The 19,603-nt window shown below is 36.6% G+C and carries 21 protein-coding genes and 1 tRNA gene; 5 read left to right on the forward strand and 17 right to left on the reverse strand.

Features of this window, described 5'->3' with window-relative positions:
• Positions 1-262: 262 nt before the first annotated feature.
• The 4 genes from MCS_RS03005 to folE form a co-directional block, all read right to left on the reverse strand.
• Positions 263-757, reverse strand: coding sequence for a hypothetical protein (locus tag MCS_RS03005; RefSeq protein WP_004855565.1), 495 nt, complete (start codon positions 755-757; stop codon positions 263-265).
• 140 nt (positions 758-897) lie between these two features.
• Positions 898-2,079, reverse strand: coding sequence for an alpha/beta hydrolase (locus MCS_RS03010; RefSeq protein WP_004855567.1), 1,182 nt, complete (start codon positions 2,077-2,079; stop codon positions 898-900).
• Between the two features lie 168 nt (positions 2,080-2,247).
• Positions 2,248-2,332: transfer RNA gene (locus MCS_RS03015), tRNA-Leu, on the reverse strand.
• 137 nt (positions 2,333-2,469) lie between these two features.
• A complete protein-coding gene (gene folE / locus MCS_RS03020; RefSeq protein ID WP_004855569.1) occupies positions 2,470-3,087 on the reverse strand; it encodes a GTP cyclohydrolase I FolE in 618 nt (205 codons plus the stop codon).
• A gap of 126 nt (positions 3,088-3,213) precedes the next feature.
• Between folE and MCS_RS03025 the strand changes: the two genes are divergently transcribed.
• The 3 genes from MCS_RS03025 to thrS all read left to right on the forward strand — a co-directional run bounded on the left by MCS_RS03025 (position 3,214) and on the right by thrS (position 6,090).
• Positions 3,214-3,654: an iron-sulfur cluster assembly scaffold protein gene (locus tag MCS_RS03025; RefSeq protein ID WP_004855571.1), complete on the forward strand. Its 441-nt coding sequence runs from the start codon at positions 3,214-3,216 to the stop codon at positions 3,652-3,654.
• Positions 3,642-3,995: a membrane protein insertion efficiency factor YidD gene (gene yidD, locus MCS_RS03030; protein ID WP_004855573.1), complete on the forward strand. Its 354-nt coding sequence runs from the start codon at positions 3,642-3,644 to the stop codon at positions 3,993-3,995. The genes MCS_RS03025 and yidD overlap by 13 nt, the downstream gene beginning before the upstream one ends.
• A gap of 118 nt (positions 3,996-4,113) precedes the next feature.
• The gene (gene thrS / locus MCS_RS03035) at positions 4,114-6,090 is read left to right on the forward strand and encodes a threonine--tRNA ligase (protein WP_004855574.1); all 1,977 of its coding nucleotides are present in this window, start codon (positions 4,114-4,116) and stop codon (positions 6,088-6,090) included.
• Between the two features lie 42 nt (positions 6,091-6,132).
• Here the strand turns inward: thrS and MCS_RS03040 are convergent, their stop codons facing one another.
• From MCS_RS03040 to MCS_RS03060, 5 genes are all read right to left on the reverse strand, one after another.
• On the reverse strand, positions 6,133-6,642 hold the full coding sequence (locus tag MCS_RS03040; protein WP_004855575.1) for a MerR family transcriptional regulator: 510 nt from the start codon (positions 6,640-6,642) through the stop codon (positions 6,133-6,135).
• Positions 6,643-6,838: 196 nt separating this feature from the next.
• Positions 6,839-7,162: an integration host factor subunit alpha gene (locus tag MCS_RS03045; protein WP_004855577.1), complete on the reverse strand. Its 324-nt coding sequence runs from the start codon at positions 7,160-7,162 to the stop codon at positions 6,839-6,841.
• A 78-nt stretch (positions 7,163-7,240) separates the two neighbouring features.
• Positions 7,241-8,215, reverse strand: a complete 975-nt coding sequence (locus MCS_RS03050) for a beta-ketoacyl-ACP synthase III (RefSeq protein WP_004855579.1) — start codon at positions 8,213-8,215, stop codon at positions 7,241-7,243.
• Positions 8,216-8,265: 50 nt separating this feature from the next.
• Positions 8,266-9,336, reverse strand: coding sequence for a phosphate acyltransferase PlsX (gene plsX, locus MCS_RS03055; protein WP_004855581.1), 1,071 nt, complete (start codon positions 9,334-9,336; stop codon positions 8,266-8,268).
• Positions 9,337-9,488: 152 nt separating this feature from the next.
• Positions 9,489-10,046, reverse strand: coding sequence for a YceD family protein (locus tag MCS_RS03060; RefSeq protein ID WP_004855583.1), 558 nt, complete (start codon positions 10,044-10,046; stop codon positions 9,489-9,491).
• 215 nt (positions 10,047-10,261) lie between these two features.
• Between MCS_RS03060 and MCS_RS03065 the strand changes: the two genes are divergently transcribed.
• On the forward strand, positions 10,262-10,741 hold the full coding sequence (locus MCS_RS03065) for an outer membrane protein assembly factor BamE (protein ID WP_004855585.1): 480 nt from the start codon (positions 10,262-10,264) through the stop codon (positions 10,739-10,741).
• Between the two features lie 75 nt (positions 10,742-10,816).
• On the opposite strand, the gene nusB is transcribed toward MCS_RS03065, so the two are convergent.
• The 6 genes from nusB to glyA form a co-directional block, all read right to left on the reverse strand.
• Complete coding sequence (gene nusB, locus MCS_RS03070) at positions 10,817-11,287, reverse strand: transcription antitermination factor NusB (protein ID WP_004855587.1); 471 nt, start codon at positions 11,285-11,287, stop codon at positions 10,817-10,819.
• A gap of 2 nt (positions 11,288-11,289) precedes the next feature.
• On the reverse strand, positions 11,290-11,748 hold the full coding sequence (locus tag MCS_RS03075; RefSeq protein WP_004855589.1) for a 6,7-dimethyl-8-ribityllumazine synthase: 459 nt from the start codon (positions 11,746-11,748) through the stop codon (positions 11,290-11,292).
• 84 nt (positions 11,749-11,832) lie between these two features.
• On the reverse strand, positions 11,833-12,447 hold the full coding sequence (locus tag MCS_RS03080; RefSeq protein ID WP_004855590.1) for a riboflavin synthase: 615 nt from the start codon (positions 12,445-12,447) through the stop codon (positions 11,833-11,835).
• A complete protein-coding gene (ribD, locus tag MCS_RS03085) occupies positions 12,429-13,556 on the reverse strand; it encodes a bifunctional diaminohydroxyphosphoribosylaminopyrimidine deaminase/5-amino-6-(5-phosphoribosylamino)uracil reductase RibD (RefSeq protein WP_024864213.1) in 1,128 nt (375 codons plus the stop codon). Before ribD ends, MCS_RS03080 begins: the two co-directional genes overlap by 19 nt.
• A complete protein-coding gene (gene nrdR / locus MCS_RS03090; protein ID WP_004855594.1) occupies positions 13,549-14,031 on the reverse strand; it encodes a transcriptional regulator NrdR in 483 nt (160 codons plus the stop codon). Before nrdR ends, ribD begins: the two co-directional genes overlap by 8 nt.
• Positions 14,032-14,041: 10 nt before the next feature.
• Positions 14,042-15,355: a serine hydroxymethyltransferase gene (gene glyA / locus MCS_RS03095; protein WP_004855596.1), complete on the reverse strand. Its 1,314-nt coding sequence runs from the start codon at positions 15,353-15,355 to the stop codon at positions 14,042-14,044.
• A 302-nt stretch (positions 15,356-15,657) separates the two neighbouring features.
• Here glyA and argC point away from each other — a divergent pair, with 302 nt between their 5' ends.
• Positions 15,658-16,593: an N-acetyl-gamma-glutamyl-phosphate reductase gene (gene argC / locus MCS_RS03100; RefSeq protein ID WP_004855597.1), complete on the forward strand. Its 936-nt coding sequence runs from the start codon at positions 15,658-15,660 to the stop codon at positions 16,591-16,593.
• On the opposite strand, the gene MCS_RS03105 is transcribed toward argC, so the two are convergent.
• Both MCS_RS03105 and MCS_RS03110 read right to left on the reverse strand, forming a co-directional pair.
• Positions 16,582-17,715 (reverse strand): COX15/CtaA family protein, encoded by a 1,134-nt coding sequence (locus MCS_RS03105; RefSeq protein ID WP_004855599.1) that lies wholly within the window; start codon positions 17,713-17,715, stop codon positions 16,582-16,584. The two genes, argC and MCS_RS03105, sit on opposite strands and share 12 nt — an antisense overlap.
• 129 nt (positions 17,716-17,844) lie before the next feature.
• Positions 17,845-19,581 carry a hypothetical protein gene (locus MCS_RS03110; RefSeq protein WP_004855600.1) on the reverse strand — a complete coding sequence of 579 codons (1,737 nt, stop codon included), beginning with the start codon at positions 19,579-19,581 and terminating at the stop codon, positions 17,845-17,847.
• Positions 19,582-19,603: the final 22 nt, after the last annotated feature.

Genomic DNA, 19,603 nt, shown 5'->3' on the forward strand with positions numbered 1-19,603 from the left:
TGATTACTTCTTCAACCAGCCAGTCAAAGTTTTCAAAAAATGCAGCAATGCTTCCTTATAGTTAGGATACTCTCCTTTCCCTCATTAAAATTTCAAAAGAAAAACAAATTTTGGAAAACCAGATTGGACAGTGCTATACAAGAATAAAAATTTACTATATTGTCTATAATATTTATTTTTTCTTGTCTCACTATTTTTTTAAGCCAAAAATAGCTTTATTAACATACCCTGCTTTAAAAGTTTTTTATTTCTCATCTTCGCTTTAAGATTCTTTTTCAAAGAGATGTGGACTCTCAACAATAAGTTTCTCTCGTGCTTTTTGTAACAGCTTAATAGCTTCATCAATTTTTGACGGAGAATATAAAGATTCTTTCCCACTCAATAAATGTTGCTTCTCCCTACCTTTATGAAAACACTGCATCTGAGATTGAAGGATTCTCATTTCTTGAAAAAAAAGACGTCCAGTTTCTTTAAAACCATTATTAAGTGAGAAAAGTTGATCGAAAATTGATATCAAAATTTGTTTTAAAAAACGTTCATTTTCTTGACGTTTACGATATTCCAAAATAAGCGCATGACTTATCTCATCTAATTGTTTTTGAGTAGAATCAATTTGACGCAATAGGTTCGGCTCTCCCCTTACATTGTCTTTTTTTGCCTTCAAAAGCATTGCATGAATATCTAATAATTTCATTGCGAAATGAGATAAATAATCAACTAATGTAGGCGTATTGGTATAGCGTTTTTGTGCAACCATCATGAACTCACTTAATGACTGGCTTTTACATTTATCCCGCTATTCATTTTTGATTTTACAAAATCATTCTAAAGAAAGTGCTAAAAATATCATTCTTTTACTTATTTATATTTGATAAATAATCTTTACTCTTTTCGCATTTAATATCGAGTTAATGGGGACAAAAGACGTATAGGTGTATAGAGAATAAGATGTGTTGTTTTTTCCAATACACTACTACTATCAGCAAGAATTGCTTGGCTTGGTGATAATTCTGTACCCTGCATAATTGTTGAAGCTAAAGAACCTTCTCGAGAAAGAGCCATCAATGTTGGCGAAGATGCAAAGACACTATGTGTCCCACCATCAACATTGGAAAAATCAAGCACAGCTATACCATTTTTACGGAGCATTTCAATATCGGAACCATCTCCTACACGATGATGTCCCCCCGTAAGACGTCCTGAAAAAGCGAGTGCTGTATCTGAACGAGATACCAAAATAGCAGTCGGTTGAGGTAATTTTTTAATATCATTCAGTTGACGCTCAAATACATCAACATCAATATCTGGCGCAGCCATTAAAAAACTTGTAATACGATGAATTGGTTTATATTTCCCTCTTAATGCTAAAGTTCTAAATGCTTCCATTATGATAAAATTACCCATAGAATGCGCAATAACTGAAATCTGATCAGCATTAGTTTCGCTGAGAAGCGTCAAGAGTTCTATTAATCCATCACGTGCAAAATTTGCGCTATCACGATCATAAATATAAAGGGGAACTGATCCAGCAGATGGCCATGAATAATGTACAGCAACAACATTTAAAGAATAATCGTAAGTAAACTGAGCTGTACGAAATGTACTATCTGCAAAGTTATTATTATAACCATGAATAAAAAGAAAAATTTCCCTTTTTCCTTTTGGCTTTTCTGCTAAATCATTATTCAATTTCCGCTTAAACTGTTCTTTATTCTCGTATTTTTGTAATGCCACTGCTGCAAAATATTTATCGTGAGTAGGTTTATATGCATTTGTTTCCACCATCCCCTTTACATGTTGTTGAGGAATACCTACATCAACGCGATTATAATGTACTTTATTTGACCGCTCTACCCCATAAGGCTGAGAATAGTTATTTTGCATCATACGACTTGTTGCAACATATACTGGAATGATGGCTTTCGGAGGAATTGGTTCACCTGCAACCTCTCTCTGTACTGCGAGCATAGATGGTGTTGCATGTATCCCATGCCAAAGAACTGCGCGCGTTTTACTACATGCTGATAGTAAAGAAAAACAAATAAAGAGTGTCAAATATTTTAATATTGTACTTTTCACCGCAACACCACCAGATCTTATTGAAAAGATTCAAGACTTCACCTCTGCATACCCCAAAAACTCTCAAAACTATTACTAGGAATGCAATAGTAAATAGTACGCAAAAAAAAATCCTCAACAACACGTACTATATTCTCTAGAGTTCACTTTTGTTACAAAGAGCTCAAATGGTGCGGTCGAGAAGACTCGAACTTCCACGGGTTGCCCCACAGCGACCTCAACGCTGCGCGTCTACCAATTCCGCCACGACCGCACGTGGTGAAACCAAATATGTTGGTTTTTTGGCTTTAACAAATCACAAAGAAAGGTACAAGCCTATTTTCACTTTCCCGTAATTTATTTTATCCAAACACCTTATAAACTGATATAAATCGTCAAGACATGAATTTACTATGACCTATGAACCATCATCATAAAATGATCTTGCGCAACTTGATCTTTCTCATAATAACCGTGAAAACTCGTTGTTATCGTTGTTGCGCCATGCTTTTGAATTCCTCTCATAGCCATGCACATATGTTCCGCTTCAATTAGCACCGCAACACCACGAGGCTTCAAATACATTTCTAGAGTATGAGCTATTTGAGCTGTCATCGTTTCTTGTGTCTGTAAGCGACGAGAAAAAACATCTACAATACGTGCAATTTTCGAAAGACCAACAATTTTTGCATCAGGAAGATACGCAATATACGCTTTACCAATAATTGGGATCATATGATGTTCACAATGTGAATAAAAAGGGATATTTTTTACTATTACTGGCTCCTTGTAATCTGAAACCTCTTCAAAAGCTGTACCTAAGATTTCTTCAACCGATTCGCTATAACCGGCAAAAAGTTCATTATATGCTTTGGCAACACGCTTCGGAGTGTCTAAAAGCCCTTCCCGATCCGGATTTTCTCCCACCCATAAGAGCAAAGTACGAACCGCTGCTTCCACTTCTTCAAAACAAGGACGCCTTTTCTCAGATAAATCTGTAGCACCTCCTTTTTTAACGATATTATGCATTTAAAAACTCCACGCCTAATCCTCTACAAAGAATTTGCCATATATCCATTCTATTTTGTATAATCTCTATATAAGCGAATTAAAAGCTTAAACAATTACAACTCTAGAAATTTTGGGTAGGAGCGCATGATTGACAATATCTATAGTGATAAAATCTTTGAATATGCTGCGCATATAAGCAGAATTGGACGTCTCCATAATCCAGATGCAACGTCAAAAAAGCATGCGCACCTTTGCGGCTCAACCATCACGGTAGACCTGAAAGTCAAAAATTGCATTGTTACAGATTTTGCACACGAAGTGCATGCATGTCTTCTAGGGCAAGCATCTGCTTCACTTTTAGCATCCCATGTCATCGGTCAAACAACAGAAGATCTTACTGCGTTACGCGAAATTATTTATTACATGCTCACGGAAAATGGACCTCCTCCTCAAGCTCCATTTGAAGCATTTTCTTGCTTGCAGCACATAAAAGACTATAAAACACGTCATGCATCAACAATGCTCGCCTTCGATGCCACTATAGATTGTATTGAACAGATTGAAAAAAATAAATGCTTAAACTAGACTATAGACAAAGAAAAAAGCAAACCAGAAATTATACAGGCCTTTGGCGCAAAACACCTGGACGATTACTTGGTATTTTTTTGATACGTTTCTATCAAATAACACTTTCCGGTTTTATAGGAAACCAGTGTCGCCATGCACCAACCTGTTCAGAATACACTTATGAAGCAATTGCACGCCATGGATTGTGGGCTGGTGCATGGATGGGGATTTTTCGTATCATGCGTTGTGGTCCATTTGGAACCTATGGCTTTGATCCAGTACCACCTACCCTTAAAAACTCCTGCTGTTTTTATAAGCCTTGGCGCTACTGGAACATTTCTGCCAAACAAAAGAAATAATCCTTTTCTTTTTTCATGCATATTGATAAAAATGAGCATATTAACCTTTATTGATTATCATTAAATTTTTACAAAACCATCCGCAATCGTTGGCGGAACTGGATTAAAGGGGTATTTTATGTCTTGCTCTGTTTCTCTTTCTTTCCCCGATGGCTCAAAACGTAATTACCCCTCTGAAATGACTGGTTTGGAATTGGCTGAATCGCTTTCCAAATCACTCGCAAAAAAAGCTGTTGCCTATAACTTGAATGGAATCACTCGAGATCTATCGGACTCATTAGAGCAATCTGGTCAGATAGAAATTATTACTCGCGAAGATCCACGTGCCCTTGAACTTATACGCCATGATTGTGCACATGTCCTTGCTGAAGCAGTGCAAGAACTCTTTCCTGGAACACAAGTCACAATTGGCCCCGTCATTGAAAACGGTTTTTACTATGATTTTGCCCGTCAACAACCTTTTACATTAGATGATCTCGCCATCATTGAAAAGAAAATGCGTGAAATTATTCAACGTAATAAACCTTTCAGAAAAGAAATTTGGTCTCGTGAAAAAGCTAAAGAAATTTTTTCTGAAAAAAATGAATTTTATAAAGTTGAACTTATTGATAGCATCCCTGAAAATCAAGATTTGAAAATCTATTATCAAGGAGATTGGTTTGATCTTTGCCGCGGACCACACATGCAATCTACAGGTCAAATTGGTAATGCCTTTAAACTGATGAAAGTTGCGGGTGCTTATTGGCGTGGCGATGCCAACAATCCAATGCTAACAAGGATTTATGGCACAGCATTTGCTAATGAAAATGACTTAAAAGCCTATCTACACATATTAGAAGAAGCTGAAAAACGCGATCACCGTCGTTTGGGACGTGAAATGGACTTATTTCACTTTCAAGAAGAAGGACCAGGAATGGTTTTTTGGCATAAAAAAGGCTGGAAAATGTTCCAAAATTTGCTCAATTATATGCGTAGACGTCTTGATGATCACCAATATGCTGAAGTTAATGCTCCACAAGTTCTCGATAGATCACTTTGGGAAATATCTGGTCATTGGGGTTGGTATAAAGAGAATATGTTTAAGGCAATTCCTGCAACGAATGATTGGGATGATGAAACTGTTTACGCTTTAAAACCCATGAATTGTCCTGGTCACGTTCAGATTTTTAAACATGGCTTAAAATCTTATCGTGATTTACCTATGAGACTTGCAGAATTTGGCATCGTTCATCGTTACGAACCTTCAGGTTCACTACATGGTCTTATGCGTGTACGTGGCTTTACACAAGATGATGCACACATTTTTTGTACCGATGAGCAATTAGCTGATGAATGCCTTGATATAAATAATCTAATTTTATCAACTTATGCTGATTTTGGCTTCAAAGAAATTAGTCTTAAGCTTTCAACACGCCCAGAAAAACGCGTTGGATCTGACATGTTATGGGATCATGCAGAAAATATTATGACATCTGTTCTTAAAACTATTGAAACAAAATTTGCAGGGCAAATAAAAACAAGTATTCTTTCAGGAGAAGGTGCATTTTACGGACCAAAATTTGAATATACATTGAAAGATGCTATCGGTCGTGAGTGGCAGTGCGGAACAACACAAATAGACTTTAATCTCCCTGAGCGTTTTGGTGCATTCTATATCGATAAAGATTCAGAAAAACGTCAGCCTGTTATGATACACCGCGCTATTTTTGGATCAATGGAGCGTTTCCTTGCTATATTAATTGAAAATTTTGCTGGACATATGCCACTTTGGCTTGCCCCTGAACAAGTCGTTGTTGCTTCAATTACATCTGAAGCAAATGAATATACAAAAAAAATAACGGCAAAGCTTAAAGCAGTTGGTCTTTCTGCAACATCAGATCTTCGCAATGAAAAAATTAACTATAAAATACGAGAACATTCTTTACAAAAAGTTCCTGTTATTCTGGTATGTGGTAAACGAGAAGCAGAAACAGATAGCGTAAACATGCGCCGCTTAGGAAGTACGGATCAAGTCTCTTTATCAATAGAAGAAGTCATTAAACAACTTACGAATGAAGCAACCCCTCCAGATTTGCGTCGTCTCATAAATAGTTAATGTTGCAGTACAAAATAAAGAATTTATAATAAAGGCAGATGTTTATTGCCGTACTCTATCAAGAACACGTTTACATTCAATTAATTCAAACAGGGTTTCCTGTAACAGTGTTTTATCTGTCTTATCTTTGTAAGCATTAACAGCACCAACAGATTCTTCCTCTTCACTCCGCATAAAACTTAAAAGTCCAAAAGAAGACTTTTTATTAGGTTTGTCACTGGTAGTTTTAGTTGTTTGCCCCACCAGTTTCTTGTCCATTACAACATTCATAGCATTAAGATCACCATTTCCAAATGCAGTAACAAAAGCAATACCATTTTCTTTTAAAAGACGCTGTACACCTTTTATAGTATATCCCTGATCATACAATAACCGTTTAATACCGTTGAGTAAATCGACATCAACTGGACGATAATAACGTCTTCCACCCCCACGCTTCATTGGTTTTATCTGTGTAAAACGTGTTTCCCAGAACCTTAATACATGCTGCGGAAGCCCCAGCAATTCAGCTACTTCGCTAATTGTGCGAAAAGCATCGGAGCTCTTATCCATTCTGTAACACCTTATTTAAAATCCAACAATGATTCTATAATGCTTCATCAAGTTTTTAAGTTCTCAACAAGATTGGTCAAAAATATGATCATATTTAACTCCATTTAAACTAAAAAGTGTTTGCTTAAAACAGAGTTTACAATTCTCTATTATACAAGTTTCTTCAACAAAGATTAAAGATTATAATAGAATTGACTTATGTGATATTACTGTTTTGTCTGGTACGATGTGCATCTAAAATTCTTTGCTTCAATACATTAGCAGCCTTAAATGTTACAACACGTCGCGGTGGAATAGGTGCTTCAATACCAGTTTTTGGATTTCGTCCAACGCGTTCACTTTTACTACGGACTTGAAAAGTTGCAAAAGAAGATAACTTAACGGCCTCACCTCTTATCAATGAATTACAAATTTCATCTAAAACCAATTCAACCAATGCAGCTGATTCAGTATGTGACAAGCCCACTTTTCTACAAACTACGCTCGCTAAATCTGCACGCGTTACTGTCTTACTTGTCATTATAACCACCTATTCAAATATTAAAAATTACAAAATATTTTATACGTTTTATTCAAATATGGTCAAGCAACTACTAATCTACCAACGAATAAGAATTGCTCCCCATGTAAATCCACCTCCCATAGCTTCTAACATAACAAGATCCCCTTTTTTAATTCTTCCATCATGAACAGCTGTTGTCAAAGCCAATGGTACCGATGCTGCAGACGTATTACCATGTTGATCAACGGTAATCACGACTTTATCGATAGAAATTCCAAGTTTTTTAGCTGATGCTTCAATAATACGTTTATTAGCCTGATGAGGTACAAACCAATCTAACTGTGAAACATTCATACCAATTGCTGAAAAACAATTATCCACCACATCCGTTATCATGCCAACGGCATATTTAAAAACTTCTCGCCCTTCCATACGCAAATAGCCTGTCGTTTGAGTTGTTGACGGACCACCATCAACATACAGCTTATCCATATATGCACCGTTAGAGCGCACTTTTGCAGATAATATGCCACGATCAAAAGAAACACCACCCTCAATTTTCTGTGCTTCCAAAACTACAGCACCCGCACCATCACCAAACAAAACACATGTAGTGCGATCTTTCCAATCTAAAATTCGAGAAAACGTATCAGATCCAATAACCAAAATCCTTTTAGCTGCTCCACAGCGTAAATAAGCATCTCCTGTTGTTAAAGCAAAAATAAAACCAGAACAAACAGCTTGAAGATCAAAAGCAAATCCATGACTCATTCCCAAAGCGCTCTGAATCTCAACTGCAGAAGCAGGAAAAGTACGGTTTGGTGTTGAAGTTGCTAAAATAATACAATCAATATCTTTTATTGTAAGACCAGCATTTACAAGCGCAGTTTGTGCAGCTTCTACTCCTAGAGAAACCGTTGTCTCATTTTCATTGGCAATATAACGTTGACGTATGCCTGTCCGTTGAACAATCCATGAATCAGATGTCTCAACAAATTTTGCAATCTCATCATTCGATAAGCTTTTTTTGGGCAAAGCACTACCCACACCGCACACAACTGATCGAATCATTAGAGATTAACCTTTTCCTGAGATTTTTTTACTACTATTATAAATACTTATCATGTGGTCTCTCTATCAATTATAGTTTCATCTTCTTTATCCAAAAATGTTGCTTTATGTTCATGAAAACTCCGTAAATCCGTGGTTATTTTTTGCAAAAGTCCATTTTTAACCATCTCATAACCAACACGGATAGCAGAAGCAAAACCACCAGCATTTGCACTACCATGACTTTTTATGACAACACCATTCAAACCTAAAAGGACTCCACCATTAACTCTATCGGGATCCATTTTATTTTTCAGTGTACGAAAAGCACGCCGCGACAAAAAGTAACCAAGAGATGAAAAAAAAGAACTACGCATAGCAGAGTTTAAGATTTCCCCTATCTGCCGCGCAGTTCCTTCTGCTGTTTTTAGAGCAATATTACCAGAAAATCCTTCCGTTACAACAACATCTACGGTTCCTTTTCCAATGTCATTACCTTCAACAAATCCCTTATACTCTAACCCTTCTAATTGCACTTTACGCAATATCATCCCAGCTTTTTTGATTTCATAAAGACCTTTAACCTCTTCAACACCTACATTTAAAAGCCCAACACTTGGTTTTTCGGTATGATATAAGGCGCGAAACATCCCCGCCCCCATAACCGCCAAATCAACGAGCTGACTAGCAGATGCACCAATCGTTGCCCCAATATCCAGAACAATACTCTCACTTCGAAGTGTTGGCCAAATACCCGCAATCCCAGGACGCTCAGCTTCCGCCATCATTTTTAAACAAAAATAAGACATTGCCATAAGCGCACCAGTATTGCCAGAAGAAATGCAAGCATCAGCTTCACCATTTTTTACTGCCTCAATAGCATGCCACATTGATGATTTACCACGCCCATTGCGAAGTGCTTGACTTGGCTTTTCATCCATACGTGTATAACTTTCTGTAGAATAAAAGCGCGAAATAGAAGCTAAACAAGGATATTTTTCCAAAATTGGCTTAACAGCATCATCCACTCCGTAAAACAAAAAATAAATATTTGGCAAATATTGTTGTACAATAGCTGCTCCCGCAATAGTCACTTCCGGACCATAATCACCGCCCATTACATCCACAGAAATTTTAATCACGCTCGCATATCCCACATCTTTTTTATTAACGCTTTTAAAGCATTTCACAACTTTTGCTACTGAAATCCCCTTGAAGCTATAGGGCAATACAGCTTTGCAGAAAATACTGTTTTTATGACAGTATACAACAGATATTTTTTATGTCTTTATAATCACTTCCAATTTTTTAAAACAGAAAATGGCGATGATTTTTGTTCAACCTCTTCTGAATTTTCTGGCACATCCATATTTATTCCCTCTTTACGCGGATAATGGTTAATTGCCAATTCAAAAAATTCTTCCATGATTGCGCCAACATCAATTTTATCACCATAAAAGATTTCTGGTGTATCTGCTCCCTCTGCATCTAGAAACAATTCGCCTGTGTCCTCTGATGTTTTTGGTTTCATTAATTTTGAATCTTCAGGAACAAAAACAACCTCTATATTTTCACGTAGAATATTCTCTAATGGTTCTAATGTAACAACACATAATTGTACTATACGTGCTTGCAGTAATCCTTTGACACGTACCCCTTGCTTTTTCCACGGTAAAATATGGAATTTACCCTCACAACATTTCACCTCAATCAAATCATGATTCTGAGCTAAATGTGCACATTCTCGTTGATCTGCACAAATGTGCACCCTGATACCTTTAGTTGGTAATGAACGTACTGATATTGGATAAGCCAAAGCAAATGTCATTTGAGAAACATGTTCAATATTCATTGACAACCCCCAGATATAAAGAAAGTATAATACACTGCATTTTGTTGACCTAAAGTAAATTTAATTATTTTTTTCTTTTCTAAAGAAAATCTCTATGGCATACTTTAATTTTATAATAGGGAAGCTCAGTGTAAGCTATGGCAGATTAAGCTATAATTTTAAAAGCTTGGCCGCCTTCTTGCCGTGCGTCTAAATATCATACGTCTAAATTTAAAATGGAGATATCATTGTTTCAGGTGCCCCTCACAGAGGCTTCAATTAAAAAAAAATTATTGGCTGGTCTATTAATAGCAAGCATGCTAACAATTTCCGGTTGTAGTCTTGTTAATTCTTCAGGTTCAAGCCAGATATATAAAGAAGGCTATATCCTTGATAAAAGTGCCCTTGATTCTATTTCTGTAGGATCAAGTCAGGAGCAGGTTATTTTAACTTTAGGAACACCTTCGCTAAAAACAAAATATGATAATGAAGTTTTCTATTACATCTCACAAACTCGATACCGTGGCATGCAATTCATGAAAACAAAAATTATTGATCGCAAAGTTTTAGCCATTTACTTCGACAAAAACAAACAAGTAACTAAGGTTGCCCATTATGGTCTACAAGATGGTCAGATGTTTGATTTCATCACACGAACAACACCAACTCCTACCAAGGAACGACCTTTCTTGCTTAAAATTATTAAAGGCTTATAGGGGCTTTATAAACCTACATTAGAGATTCTTTTTGTCTGCATACAATCCCGATATAATCGGGATTGTATGTTGCCTTTAAGAACGGATTTTTTTTGCCATACTATCAAGCACCGCATTAACAAGTTTTGGCTCATCACCTTCAAAAAATGCTTTTGCAATATCAACATATTCATTCATAACAACCGCGACGGGAACATCTTGACGGTTGATTAATTCCCATGAACCTGCACGTAAAATAGCACGAAGTATAGAGTCTATACGCGAAAGTGACCACTCCGCAGAAAGCTGTTGATGGAGCATAGGATCAAGTTGTTTTTGATCTTTAACAACACCCGTTATAATAGCTAAAAACCACTGAAAATCAGCATCAAGATACTGCTCTCCATCAATTTCTTTTCCTAATCGATAAGCCTCATACTCGGCAGCCGTTTCCATAACACCAGAACCAACCATATCCATTTGATAAAGTGCTTGGACTGCCGCTAGTCTTGCTACTCCACGTTTATTCGCTGGACGAGGAGAAAAATTGCCTTTTCTATCAGCCATATTTAATGATTATCTCCAAATCTCTTTTTTAGAGCGATCATACATAAAGCAGCTTCAGCAGCAAAACCACCTTTATTTTTTTCATTTTGTTCGGCACGCGCCCATGCTTGTCTTTCATCTTCAACAGTTAAAATGCCATTTCCAATAGCCAAGTGCTTATGAACAGTTAAATCCATCAATGCGCGACAAGAATTATTCGCGACAATTTCAAAATGATATGTTTCACCCCGAATAACACAACCAAGTGCAACATAACCATCATAAAATACTGTACGACTTTTTTCGGCAAAAACGATTGCTGCTGGTATTTCTAATGCTCCTGGAACTGTCACAATATCATAGCTTACTTCAGCCTTTTGTAGAGCTCTCATTGCACCTGCAAGAAGTGCATCAGAAATCCCATCATAAAAACGCGCTTCAACAATCAAGAGACGCAAATTCTTATCTATCTCTTTTGTCATAATGAGATCCTATCAGAAAAATTAATAAAAAACCTAGATGTATAGGCATAAATTCTAAATACTATAGTAAAGTTTTAGCCCTATTCATTTTTCACTTTTAAAGTTGGAAAGTTTAGCAACATAACGCGCAAGCTGATCAATTTCTACATTGATCAGATCTCCAACTCTTGCTTGTCCCCAAGTTGTCATTTCAAGTGTATGGCGAATAATAAGAACATCAAAAATACGATCTTCAATACAATTAATGGTCAGAGAAGTTCCATTAAGTGCTATAGAACCTTTGTTTACGATGAAGGATGTCAATCGTGCTGGAGCTTGTAAATGAAAACGCACCGCATCACCTTCATTTTTTTTCTCAATAATCTCAGCCAAACCATCAATATGACCAAAAACTAAATGCCCACCTAATTCATCCCCCAATCTCAATGAACGTTCCAAATTAACAAAAGTTCCTTTCGTCCATTGTGCAAGATTTGTCAAACGTAATGCTTCTTCCCATGCTTCCACTGTAAACCAATTGGTCATCTCCTGCTTTAATCCTCGCTCAACAACCGTCAGACAAATCCCTGAACATGCAATTGACGCACCAATCTCTAAACTCTCTATATCATAGTGCGTAGAAATCTTTAAACGTACCCCTTTTTTTAAGGGTTGGACATCTTCAACACAACCGATATCCGTTATAATTCCTGTGAACATAATGTCTTACGCCTCCATTTATAAAAACAGTCGTTTCCAAACATTCTTCTTTCAACCTCATAAAATTGCGAGAGATAATTTCCAAAATGAGGAGCCTCAATACGGTCTTCACCTAAAATAACGGGCGCATAAAAGCATATTAAATGATCCACGCAACCTGCATTTAAGAACTTTTCCCCTGTCTTCACACCTCCCTCAAGTAAAACGCTCGTGATTCCACGTTGATAAAGTAGCTGTAAAATAGTAAAGGGCTGCATATAACCATTTCTTATTTCTACCGAATATACAGATACACCATATTGTTCCAGTGCATTTTTTTTGCTTTCCTTTGAGAGATTCATATCACAAACGATCCATGTAGGAGTTGTTTTTGCCGTTTGAACAACCTTTGCATTAAGGGGTATAGATAAATCTGTATCTAAAATAATCCGTATAGGAGAACGCATCTCTAGACCTGGCAAACGACAATTTAATTGTGGATCATCTGCCAATATCGTGCCAATACCAACAAGAATAGCATTATTTTGTGCACGTAAAATATGTGTATGAGTACGAGACATCATTCCACTAATTTTTATTCCACCCTTCCCTTTTTTTCCCACTCCATTATCAGCAGAAATTGCCATTTTTAAAGTAACAGTACAACGTTGCAATTTTCTTATACACCAATGTGTGCACAACGTTCCAAAAGCTTCTTCTGCCAAAACTCCCTCAATAACTTCAATGCCAGCCGCACGCAAAAGAGTAATACCACGCCCATTAACCCGTTTATCTAAATCAGCAAGAGCAACAACAACCCGTGAAATACCCGAATTGATGAGCGCATTGACACATGGAGATGTTTTTCCATAATGCGAACATGGCTCTAAAGTCACATATGCAGTAGAACCACGCGCCAAAGGGCCCGCCATCTGTAAAGCCTGTATCTCAGCATGAGGCCTCCCATACACAGCTGTTACACCATAGCCAACAATAGATGTTCCTATACCGTCATCGTTTCGCGCAATTAATGCACCAACAGAAGGATTATCACCTGTAAGACCGACATGACGTTCTGCTAAACGGATAGCTGCAGCCATAAACCGCTCATCTTGTGGTTTTTTATTCATCAAAACAAGATTCTGTATCCGTTATATCTTTTGATAACTCATCTATAACATCGTGAAAATCACTTGCATTACGAAAGTCTCGATAGACAGAAGCAAAGCGGATATAAGCAATATCATCAATGCTTTTCAATGCTTCCATCACAAGGTGCCCAATTTTTTCCGAAGAAATTTCTGGCTCTCCTAAACTCTCAAGCTGTCGTACAATGCCAGAAATCACGCGTTCAATATAATCAGGATCAATATTGCGTTTACGCACAGCTATATCAACTGATCTCATTAACTTATCACGATCAAACTGCTCACATCGACCACTCTTTTTAGAAACCAAAAGCTCACGCAACTGAACACGCTCAAAAGTCGTAAAACGACCACCGCAAAAAGTGCATACACGCCGACGACGAATCACAGCTCCCTCTTCAGCGGGACGTGAATCTTTAACTTGTGTATCCTCATATTGGCAGTAAGGACAGCGCATTTTTATATCCTTAACAGGTACTTAAATAAGAATAAAGAGGAAAATTATTCGTCATCTCTTCCACTTTATTCTTAACAGCCATTTCAACAGCACTATTATCCTCATCGCTTTTTGCCATCCTGAGTCCATCAAGAACTTCTGAAATCATCTGTCCAATTTGTATAAATTCATTTTTTGCAAAACCACGTGTGGTCGCAGCAGGTGATCCTAAACGAATCCCCGATGTTATAAATGGTGTTTCAGGATCAAAAGGAATGCTATTTTTGTTGCAGGTAATATTAGCACGACCCAAAGCCAATTCCGCTTGTTTTCCTGTTAAATTTTTAGAACGCAAATCAACCAATAATAAATGATTGTCTGTACCGCCAGAAACGATAGTAAAACCATTGTCTTGTAATGTCTTTGCCAAAATTTTTGCATTCGCAACAACATTGGCACTATAATCTTTGAAATCAGACTGTAAAGCCTCTTTAAAAGCAACGGCCTTAGCAGCAATCACATGCATTAAAGGACCACCTTGAAGACCAGGGAAAATTGCTGAATTAATTTTTTTTGCTAAAACTTCATCATTTGTTAAAATCAAACCTCCACGAGGACCACGCAGTGATTTATGCGTTGTCGTCGTTACAATATGCGCATATGGAACAGGAGAAGGATGAACACCACCAGCAACTAAACCTGCAATATGGGACATATCAACAATTAAATAAGCACCTATCTCATCTGCAATTTCACGAAATCGTTGCCAATCCCATAAACGAGGATAAGCAGATCCACCTGCTATGATAAGTTTTGGCTTATGTTTCTTTGCAAGACGTTCAACTTGCTCCATATCAAGAAGCTGATCTTCTTGTCTCACCCCATAAGAAACAACATCAAACCATTTTCCTGACATATTGACAGAGGAACCGTGCGTAAGATGACCACCAGAATTTAAATCCAATCCCATAAATGTATCATGAGGCTGAAGTAAAGCCAAAAATACAGCTTGATTCATTTGGCTACCAGAATTCGACTGAACATTAGCAAAAGCAGCACCAAAAAGCTGCTTTGCGCGTTCAATTGCTAATTCTTCAACAATATCAACAAAATGACATCCTCCATAGTAACGCTTTCCTGGATAACCCTCTGCATATTTATTAGTCAAAACCGATCCCTGTGCTTCAAGAACCGCTCTTGATACAATATTTTCTGACGCAATCAACTCAATTTCATGTTGTTGACGCTCAAACTCTCCTCTGATTGCATTAAAGATTGCACTATCAACAGTTTGTAAATCATCATTTAAAAAGCGTTTTTGTGTGTCGTTCATTTGTTGAGTCATAAAATACGTCCTAACATTTTAAAAACAAAGTAATGAACGATAACACAGCAAATCGTGCAAACCAAATATTTTAAACTATTTTTTTATGCAAAATACAGTAAACACTTATCTTATTCTTTTTCCTTCTAAATTATACAATTCTGACTTGGCAAAAATAATTGACGTAAAAAAGATTTTGCATTTTTTCTCACTTTACCTTTATTGTAGCATTGTATCAGAAAAAAAGTCTATAATATCAAAAAAAATCAATAATTAAGCTCATTTATAATGTGGCAACAGAAAACCGATTTAAGGCAAAGATAATGACAACAAAAGTTTTTATTGATGGTGAACATGGAACAACTGGATTACAAATACAAGAACGACTAGCAAAACGTACAGATTTAGAATTACTCTCTCTTCCTCACACAGATCGATATAACATTGATCTTCGACAAGACTGCCTTAATCAAACGGACATTGCTATCTTATGCCTTCCAGATGATGCCGCACGTGAAACTGTTAACAACCTTAGAAATAATAAAAAAATTAGAATTATTGATAGCTCGACAGCTCATCGTACTGCACCAAACTGGATCTATGGTTTTCCTGAAATGACCGCAGGCCAAAAAAAACATATTCAAGAGGCACGCTATGTAACTAATCCAGGGTGTTACCCTACCGGCGCGATCAGTTTAATCCGACCGCTCCGTGAAGTAGGTCTGCTAGACGCTTCTTATCCGATATCAATTAACGCGATCTCCGGCTATACTGGTGGTGGAAAACAATTGATTGCACAAATGGAAAACCAATCTCAACAAAATGATATTCAGGAAAATTATTTTATTTATGGTCTCAATCTTGCACACAAACATATTCCTGAAATTAAAATCCATGGGAAAATCAACCAAACACCTATTTTTTTACCAAGCGTTGGCCGTTTTCCCCAAGGAATAATTGTAAATCTTCCACTACATCGCCATTTATTTACAAAATCAGCTAATTGTTCTAACCTGCGTGAAATTCTTGAGAACCATTACGATGGGCAAAACATCATATCAGTTGCATCACAAGAAGAAACTGATGCACTCACAAAACTCAATCCAGAATACTTAGCACATAAAGATGAGATGAAATTATTCGTATTTGGCAATGAGCGTGAAGGGATTTTCAATCTATGTGCTATATTTGATAATTTAGGAAAAGGCGCATCCGCTGCTGCTGTTCAAAATCTTAATTTAATGCTTTCAAGTTGCTGATATTTTTCCTAACTGATATTCTTCCGGAAACTTTCCAACAGTATGATATGCACCTTTTGTTGCACGCCAATGTGCAACAGAAAAACACAATATTGCTAATGCAACACTTTGATGAATAAGCCCCAAACTTATTGGCACTTCATTTAACAAAGTAATAATACCCAAAAGCGCTTGGAGAACCACCATAACACATATATAAAATGCCCGACGAGTATGTGTTGAATGTGGTACACTTTTTCGTACATACAAAGCATGTATGATTGTAACAACAAACAAAAAATATGCAAAAAAACGATGAATAAATTGGACTGTCAAGGGATTTTCAAAAAAATTGATCCAAACGGGATTATGCGCCAACAATCCTTCAGGTATGATCTGACCATCCATAAGTGGCCATGTATTATAGACCTTCCCAGCATGGAGTCCCGCAACCAAAGCACCTAAATAAATCTCAATCAAAATCAGAAAAACAAGCCAACCTGCAAAATTTTGGATCTTTTTATTTGCTGGTTTTTCTGAATATTCTGCCAATCCTCGAGATAAATAAGTAACAAAAATAATAACAAAACACGCTGTTATAAGATGAAATGCTAAACGGTATTGACTTACACTTGTGAGATTACTTTGTCCAATACCTGAAGCTACCATCCACCAACCAATAGCTCCTTGAAGGGCTATAAGAATTGGTACAATAATAAGCTTGAGTAAAATATTTTTTTCAATACGTTTTGTTGCCCAAAACCAAATTAACCCCAACAAAGCCACAAGACCAACAAGACGCCCAAGAACACGATGCCACCATTCCCACCAAAAAATTACTTTAAACGCACTTAATGTCATATCACGATTAAGCACTTTATATTGTGCTATCTGTTGATACTTGGAAAACTCCTCCTGCCATTGCTCCACACCAATCGGTGGAATAACACCGTGAATTGGTTTCCATTCGGTTATTGATAATCCTGATCCTGTTAAACGTGTAGCTCCCCCCACTAAAACAATTGCCAAACAAAGCAATAAAATAGAATAAAGCCAAATTTGAATTTGTTTTCGATGCTTCTTTTGCAACGGTGTTAAAATACCATTATTCAATCTTTTCATTGCCATTTCTGTTTGCCCCACGTTTCTTTCCAACCACAACTTATTTAAAAATTTAATTATTTAATCTTGGTTATTTTAACCTATCTTGCAATTTTAGCACAAGACAAGAATTCCTGCTATAATAAGCGTTTAATCTTCCCATTAAAACATTCAGAATGTAACCACTCGGTAAACAGTCTTTGGAAACTTACTCACCATCTTTATCATCCAATCCTGTTCATTAAGAACAACACTACAAATGTAATACTCTGTGAATTCTGCAAATTGCTCAAATCCATATTTAGGTTCGCTCGCCATTTCTAAAATGACAAAATCATAATCTTTTTTAAATTCTTGTATGATATGAGAAATATCATTTGAAAATTCTTGTGCACGAACAGAACTTGTTAAGCCTTGGGGAAGAATATCAATCCCCGTGTCATAATCACGATAAATAACATCTTGCAACTGAGCATTTCCAGTTAAAATATCGCTTAATCCTCGATGTGGACCAATCACTTTTTCTATTTGTTGACCAGAAACATCCACCAATAGAATTGTTTTGCGCTCTTTTATGAGATGAAGGGATAATTTTGCAGCTGTCCGCGCAGCTTCCGATCCAATGATTGCAACAACTGTTGAAGCACGCCATTTCAAAAAGTCTGATAATCCTTCCATTGTAACAAAAGTCTCAAGATTTTTTATTTCCTCAGAGACTAAAATATTCTCCTCTTTTTTGAAGCTATTTTCCCTTGATCGACATTCTTTTTTCCCAAGGTGTTTATGAAATAACAACAATCCCCCCAAAAGAGTAACTAAGCTTGCAATTACACTCACAACAATATTTTTTCCATAAAGAGCCATAAAAGAAATTGGTGCTAATGTTGTAGGCATAACTATATGAATCTTTGTATCTTGTAAAAGAGGAATATTCTTGCTGAATTCATTGTTTTGCGCCTCTACCATTGCTGTTATTTCATTTTCTAGTTCGCTAAATATTTGATCTAAAGACTGATATTGATCTTTTGCAAAAAGGCTAATCCTTTTTTTCAGCTGTTCTTCAAAATCTCTTGCAATAACTTCATCGGAATGAATTTGATGTACAATTTGTAAAATTTTATTTTCTAATTGGCGAGAAAGTGTCTTTGATTCCGCAATCATTGCCTTAATTTGAGGATGAGACCAACCTAGTTGTGCAGCCATATGCGCTTTTTGCGTTTCCAAAAGATCACGCTTGGATTCTAACTCAGCAATTGCAGAATTACCTGCAATAAATGACAAAGATAGCAGAGACTGCCCATTTTTACGCATCATCTGAATAGTTGAATTCAGACTCGTTAAACGAATACGCTTTAGCGTTGCTTCCGTTAATTGCATATAAAGATCATTAAGTTCAGTTTGCTTGAAATCATAATGTATGAAGGAATTAACAGCAGAGCGAAATCCCTGTACTATATTGAGTACAGCAGTATTATCATATTGTTGGTTCGCTTGTTGTTTCGTGAAGAATAATTTTTGTTTCTGTTTTATGACTGCTTCTGAAAATGCAGAAAACCAAGTTTCTAGCCCATGTTTAGCTGCTTCCATCGTTTCCGCTTCAAAAATAAGATTAATGAGATTACCATTGCGGGATAAATGGATATTTTCATGTAAACCTTTCTTATGAAAATCATCTGAAATCATGGGTAACGAAAATAAAAACGCAACAACATCATTTTGTTTATCAATTGATAACGATTTCCCTACAGAATCAGACAGTGTAAATGTTAAAGTTGCTCGATAGCCCCGTGGCTGAACAGAATAATATAACCAATTCAAAAATACACATAGTACTACTGACAACAAAACGACTAAAACGCTTTGCGATACTGTATGTACCGATAATTTTTTGTAGCGCTTAAGATTCATTTTTATTTCAACCAGCAAAATA

Origin of the sequence: Bartonella doshiae NCTC 12862 = ATCC 700133 (assembly GCF_000278155.1) — a bacterium.
In the GTDB taxonomy this organism is placed as follows: Bacteria; Pseudomonadota; Alphaproteobacteria; order Rhizobiales; family Rhizobiaceae; genus Bartonella; species Bartonella doshiae.

Bases quoted from the DNA above. Each gene is read 5' to 3' on its own strand.
- MCS_RS03005 (WP_004855565.1), bottom strand. From the start codon at position 757: ATGGTTGCACAAAAACGCTATACCAATACGCCTACATTAGTTGATTAT.
- folE (WP_004855569.1), bottom strand. From the start codon at position 3,087: ATGCATAATATCGTTAAAAAAGGAGGTGCTACAGATTTATCTGAGAAA.
- MCS_RS03025 (WP_004855571.1), top strand. From the start codon at position 3,214: ATGATTGACAATATCTATAGTGATAAAATCTTTGAATATGCTGCGCAT.
- yidD (WP_004855573.1), top strand. From the start codon at position 3,642: ATGCTTAAACTAGACTATAGACAAAGAAAAAAGCAAACCAGAAATTAT.
- thrS (WP_004855574.1), top strand. From the start codon at position 4,114: ATGTCTTGCTCTGTTTCTCTTTCTTTCCCCGATGGCTCAAAACGTAAT.
- MCS_RS03040 (WP_004855575.1), bottom strand. From the start codon at position 6,642: ATGGATAAGAGCTCCGATGCTTTTCGCACAATTAGCGAAGTAGCTGAA.
- MCS_RS03045 (WP_004855577.1), bottom strand. From the start codon at position 7,162: ATGACAAGTAAGACAGTAACGCGTGCAGATTTAGCGAGCGTAGTTTGT.
- MCS_RS03050 (WP_004855579.1), bottom strand. From the start codon at position 8,215: ATGATTCGATCAGTTGTGTGCGGTGTGGGTAGTGCTTTGCCCAAAAAA.
- MCS_RS03060 (WP_004855583.1), bottom strand. From the start codon at position 10,046: ATGAATATTGAACATGTTTCTCAAATGACATTTGCTTTGGCTTATCCA.
- MCS_RS03065 (WP_004855585.1), top strand. From the start codon at position 10,262: ATGGAGATATCATTGTTTCAGGTGCCCCTCACAGAGGCTTCAATTAAA.
- nusB (WP_004855587.1), bottom strand. From the start codon at position 11,287: ATGGCTGATAGAAAAGGCAATTTTTCTCCTCGTCCAGCGAATAAACGT.
- MCS_RS03075 (WP_004855589.1), bottom strand. From the start codon at position 11,748: ATGACAAAAGAGATAGATAAGAATTTGCGTCTCTTGATTGTTGAAGCG.
- MCS_RS03080 (WP_004855590.1), bottom strand. From the start codon at position 12,447: ATGTTCACAGGAATTATAACGGATATCGGTTGTGTTGAAGATGTCCAA.
- ribD (WP_024864213.1), bottom strand. From the start codon at position 13,556: ATGAATAAAAAACCACAAGATGAGCGGTTTATGGCTGCAGCTATCCGT.
- nrdR (WP_004855594.1), bottom strand. From the start codon at position 14,031: ATGCGCTGTCCTTACTGCCAATATGAGGATACACAAGTTAAAGATTCA.
- glyA (WP_004855596.1), bottom strand. From the start codon at position 15,355: ATGACTCAACAAATGAACGACACACAAAAACGCTTTTTAAATGATGAT.
- argC (WP_004855597.1), top strand. From the start codon at position 15,658: ATGACAACAAAAGTTTTTATTGATGGTGAACATGGAACAACTGGATTA.
- MCS_RS03110 (WP_004855600.1), bottom strand. From the start codon at position 19,581: ATGAATCTTAAGCGCTACAAAAAATTATCGGTACATACAGTATCGCAA.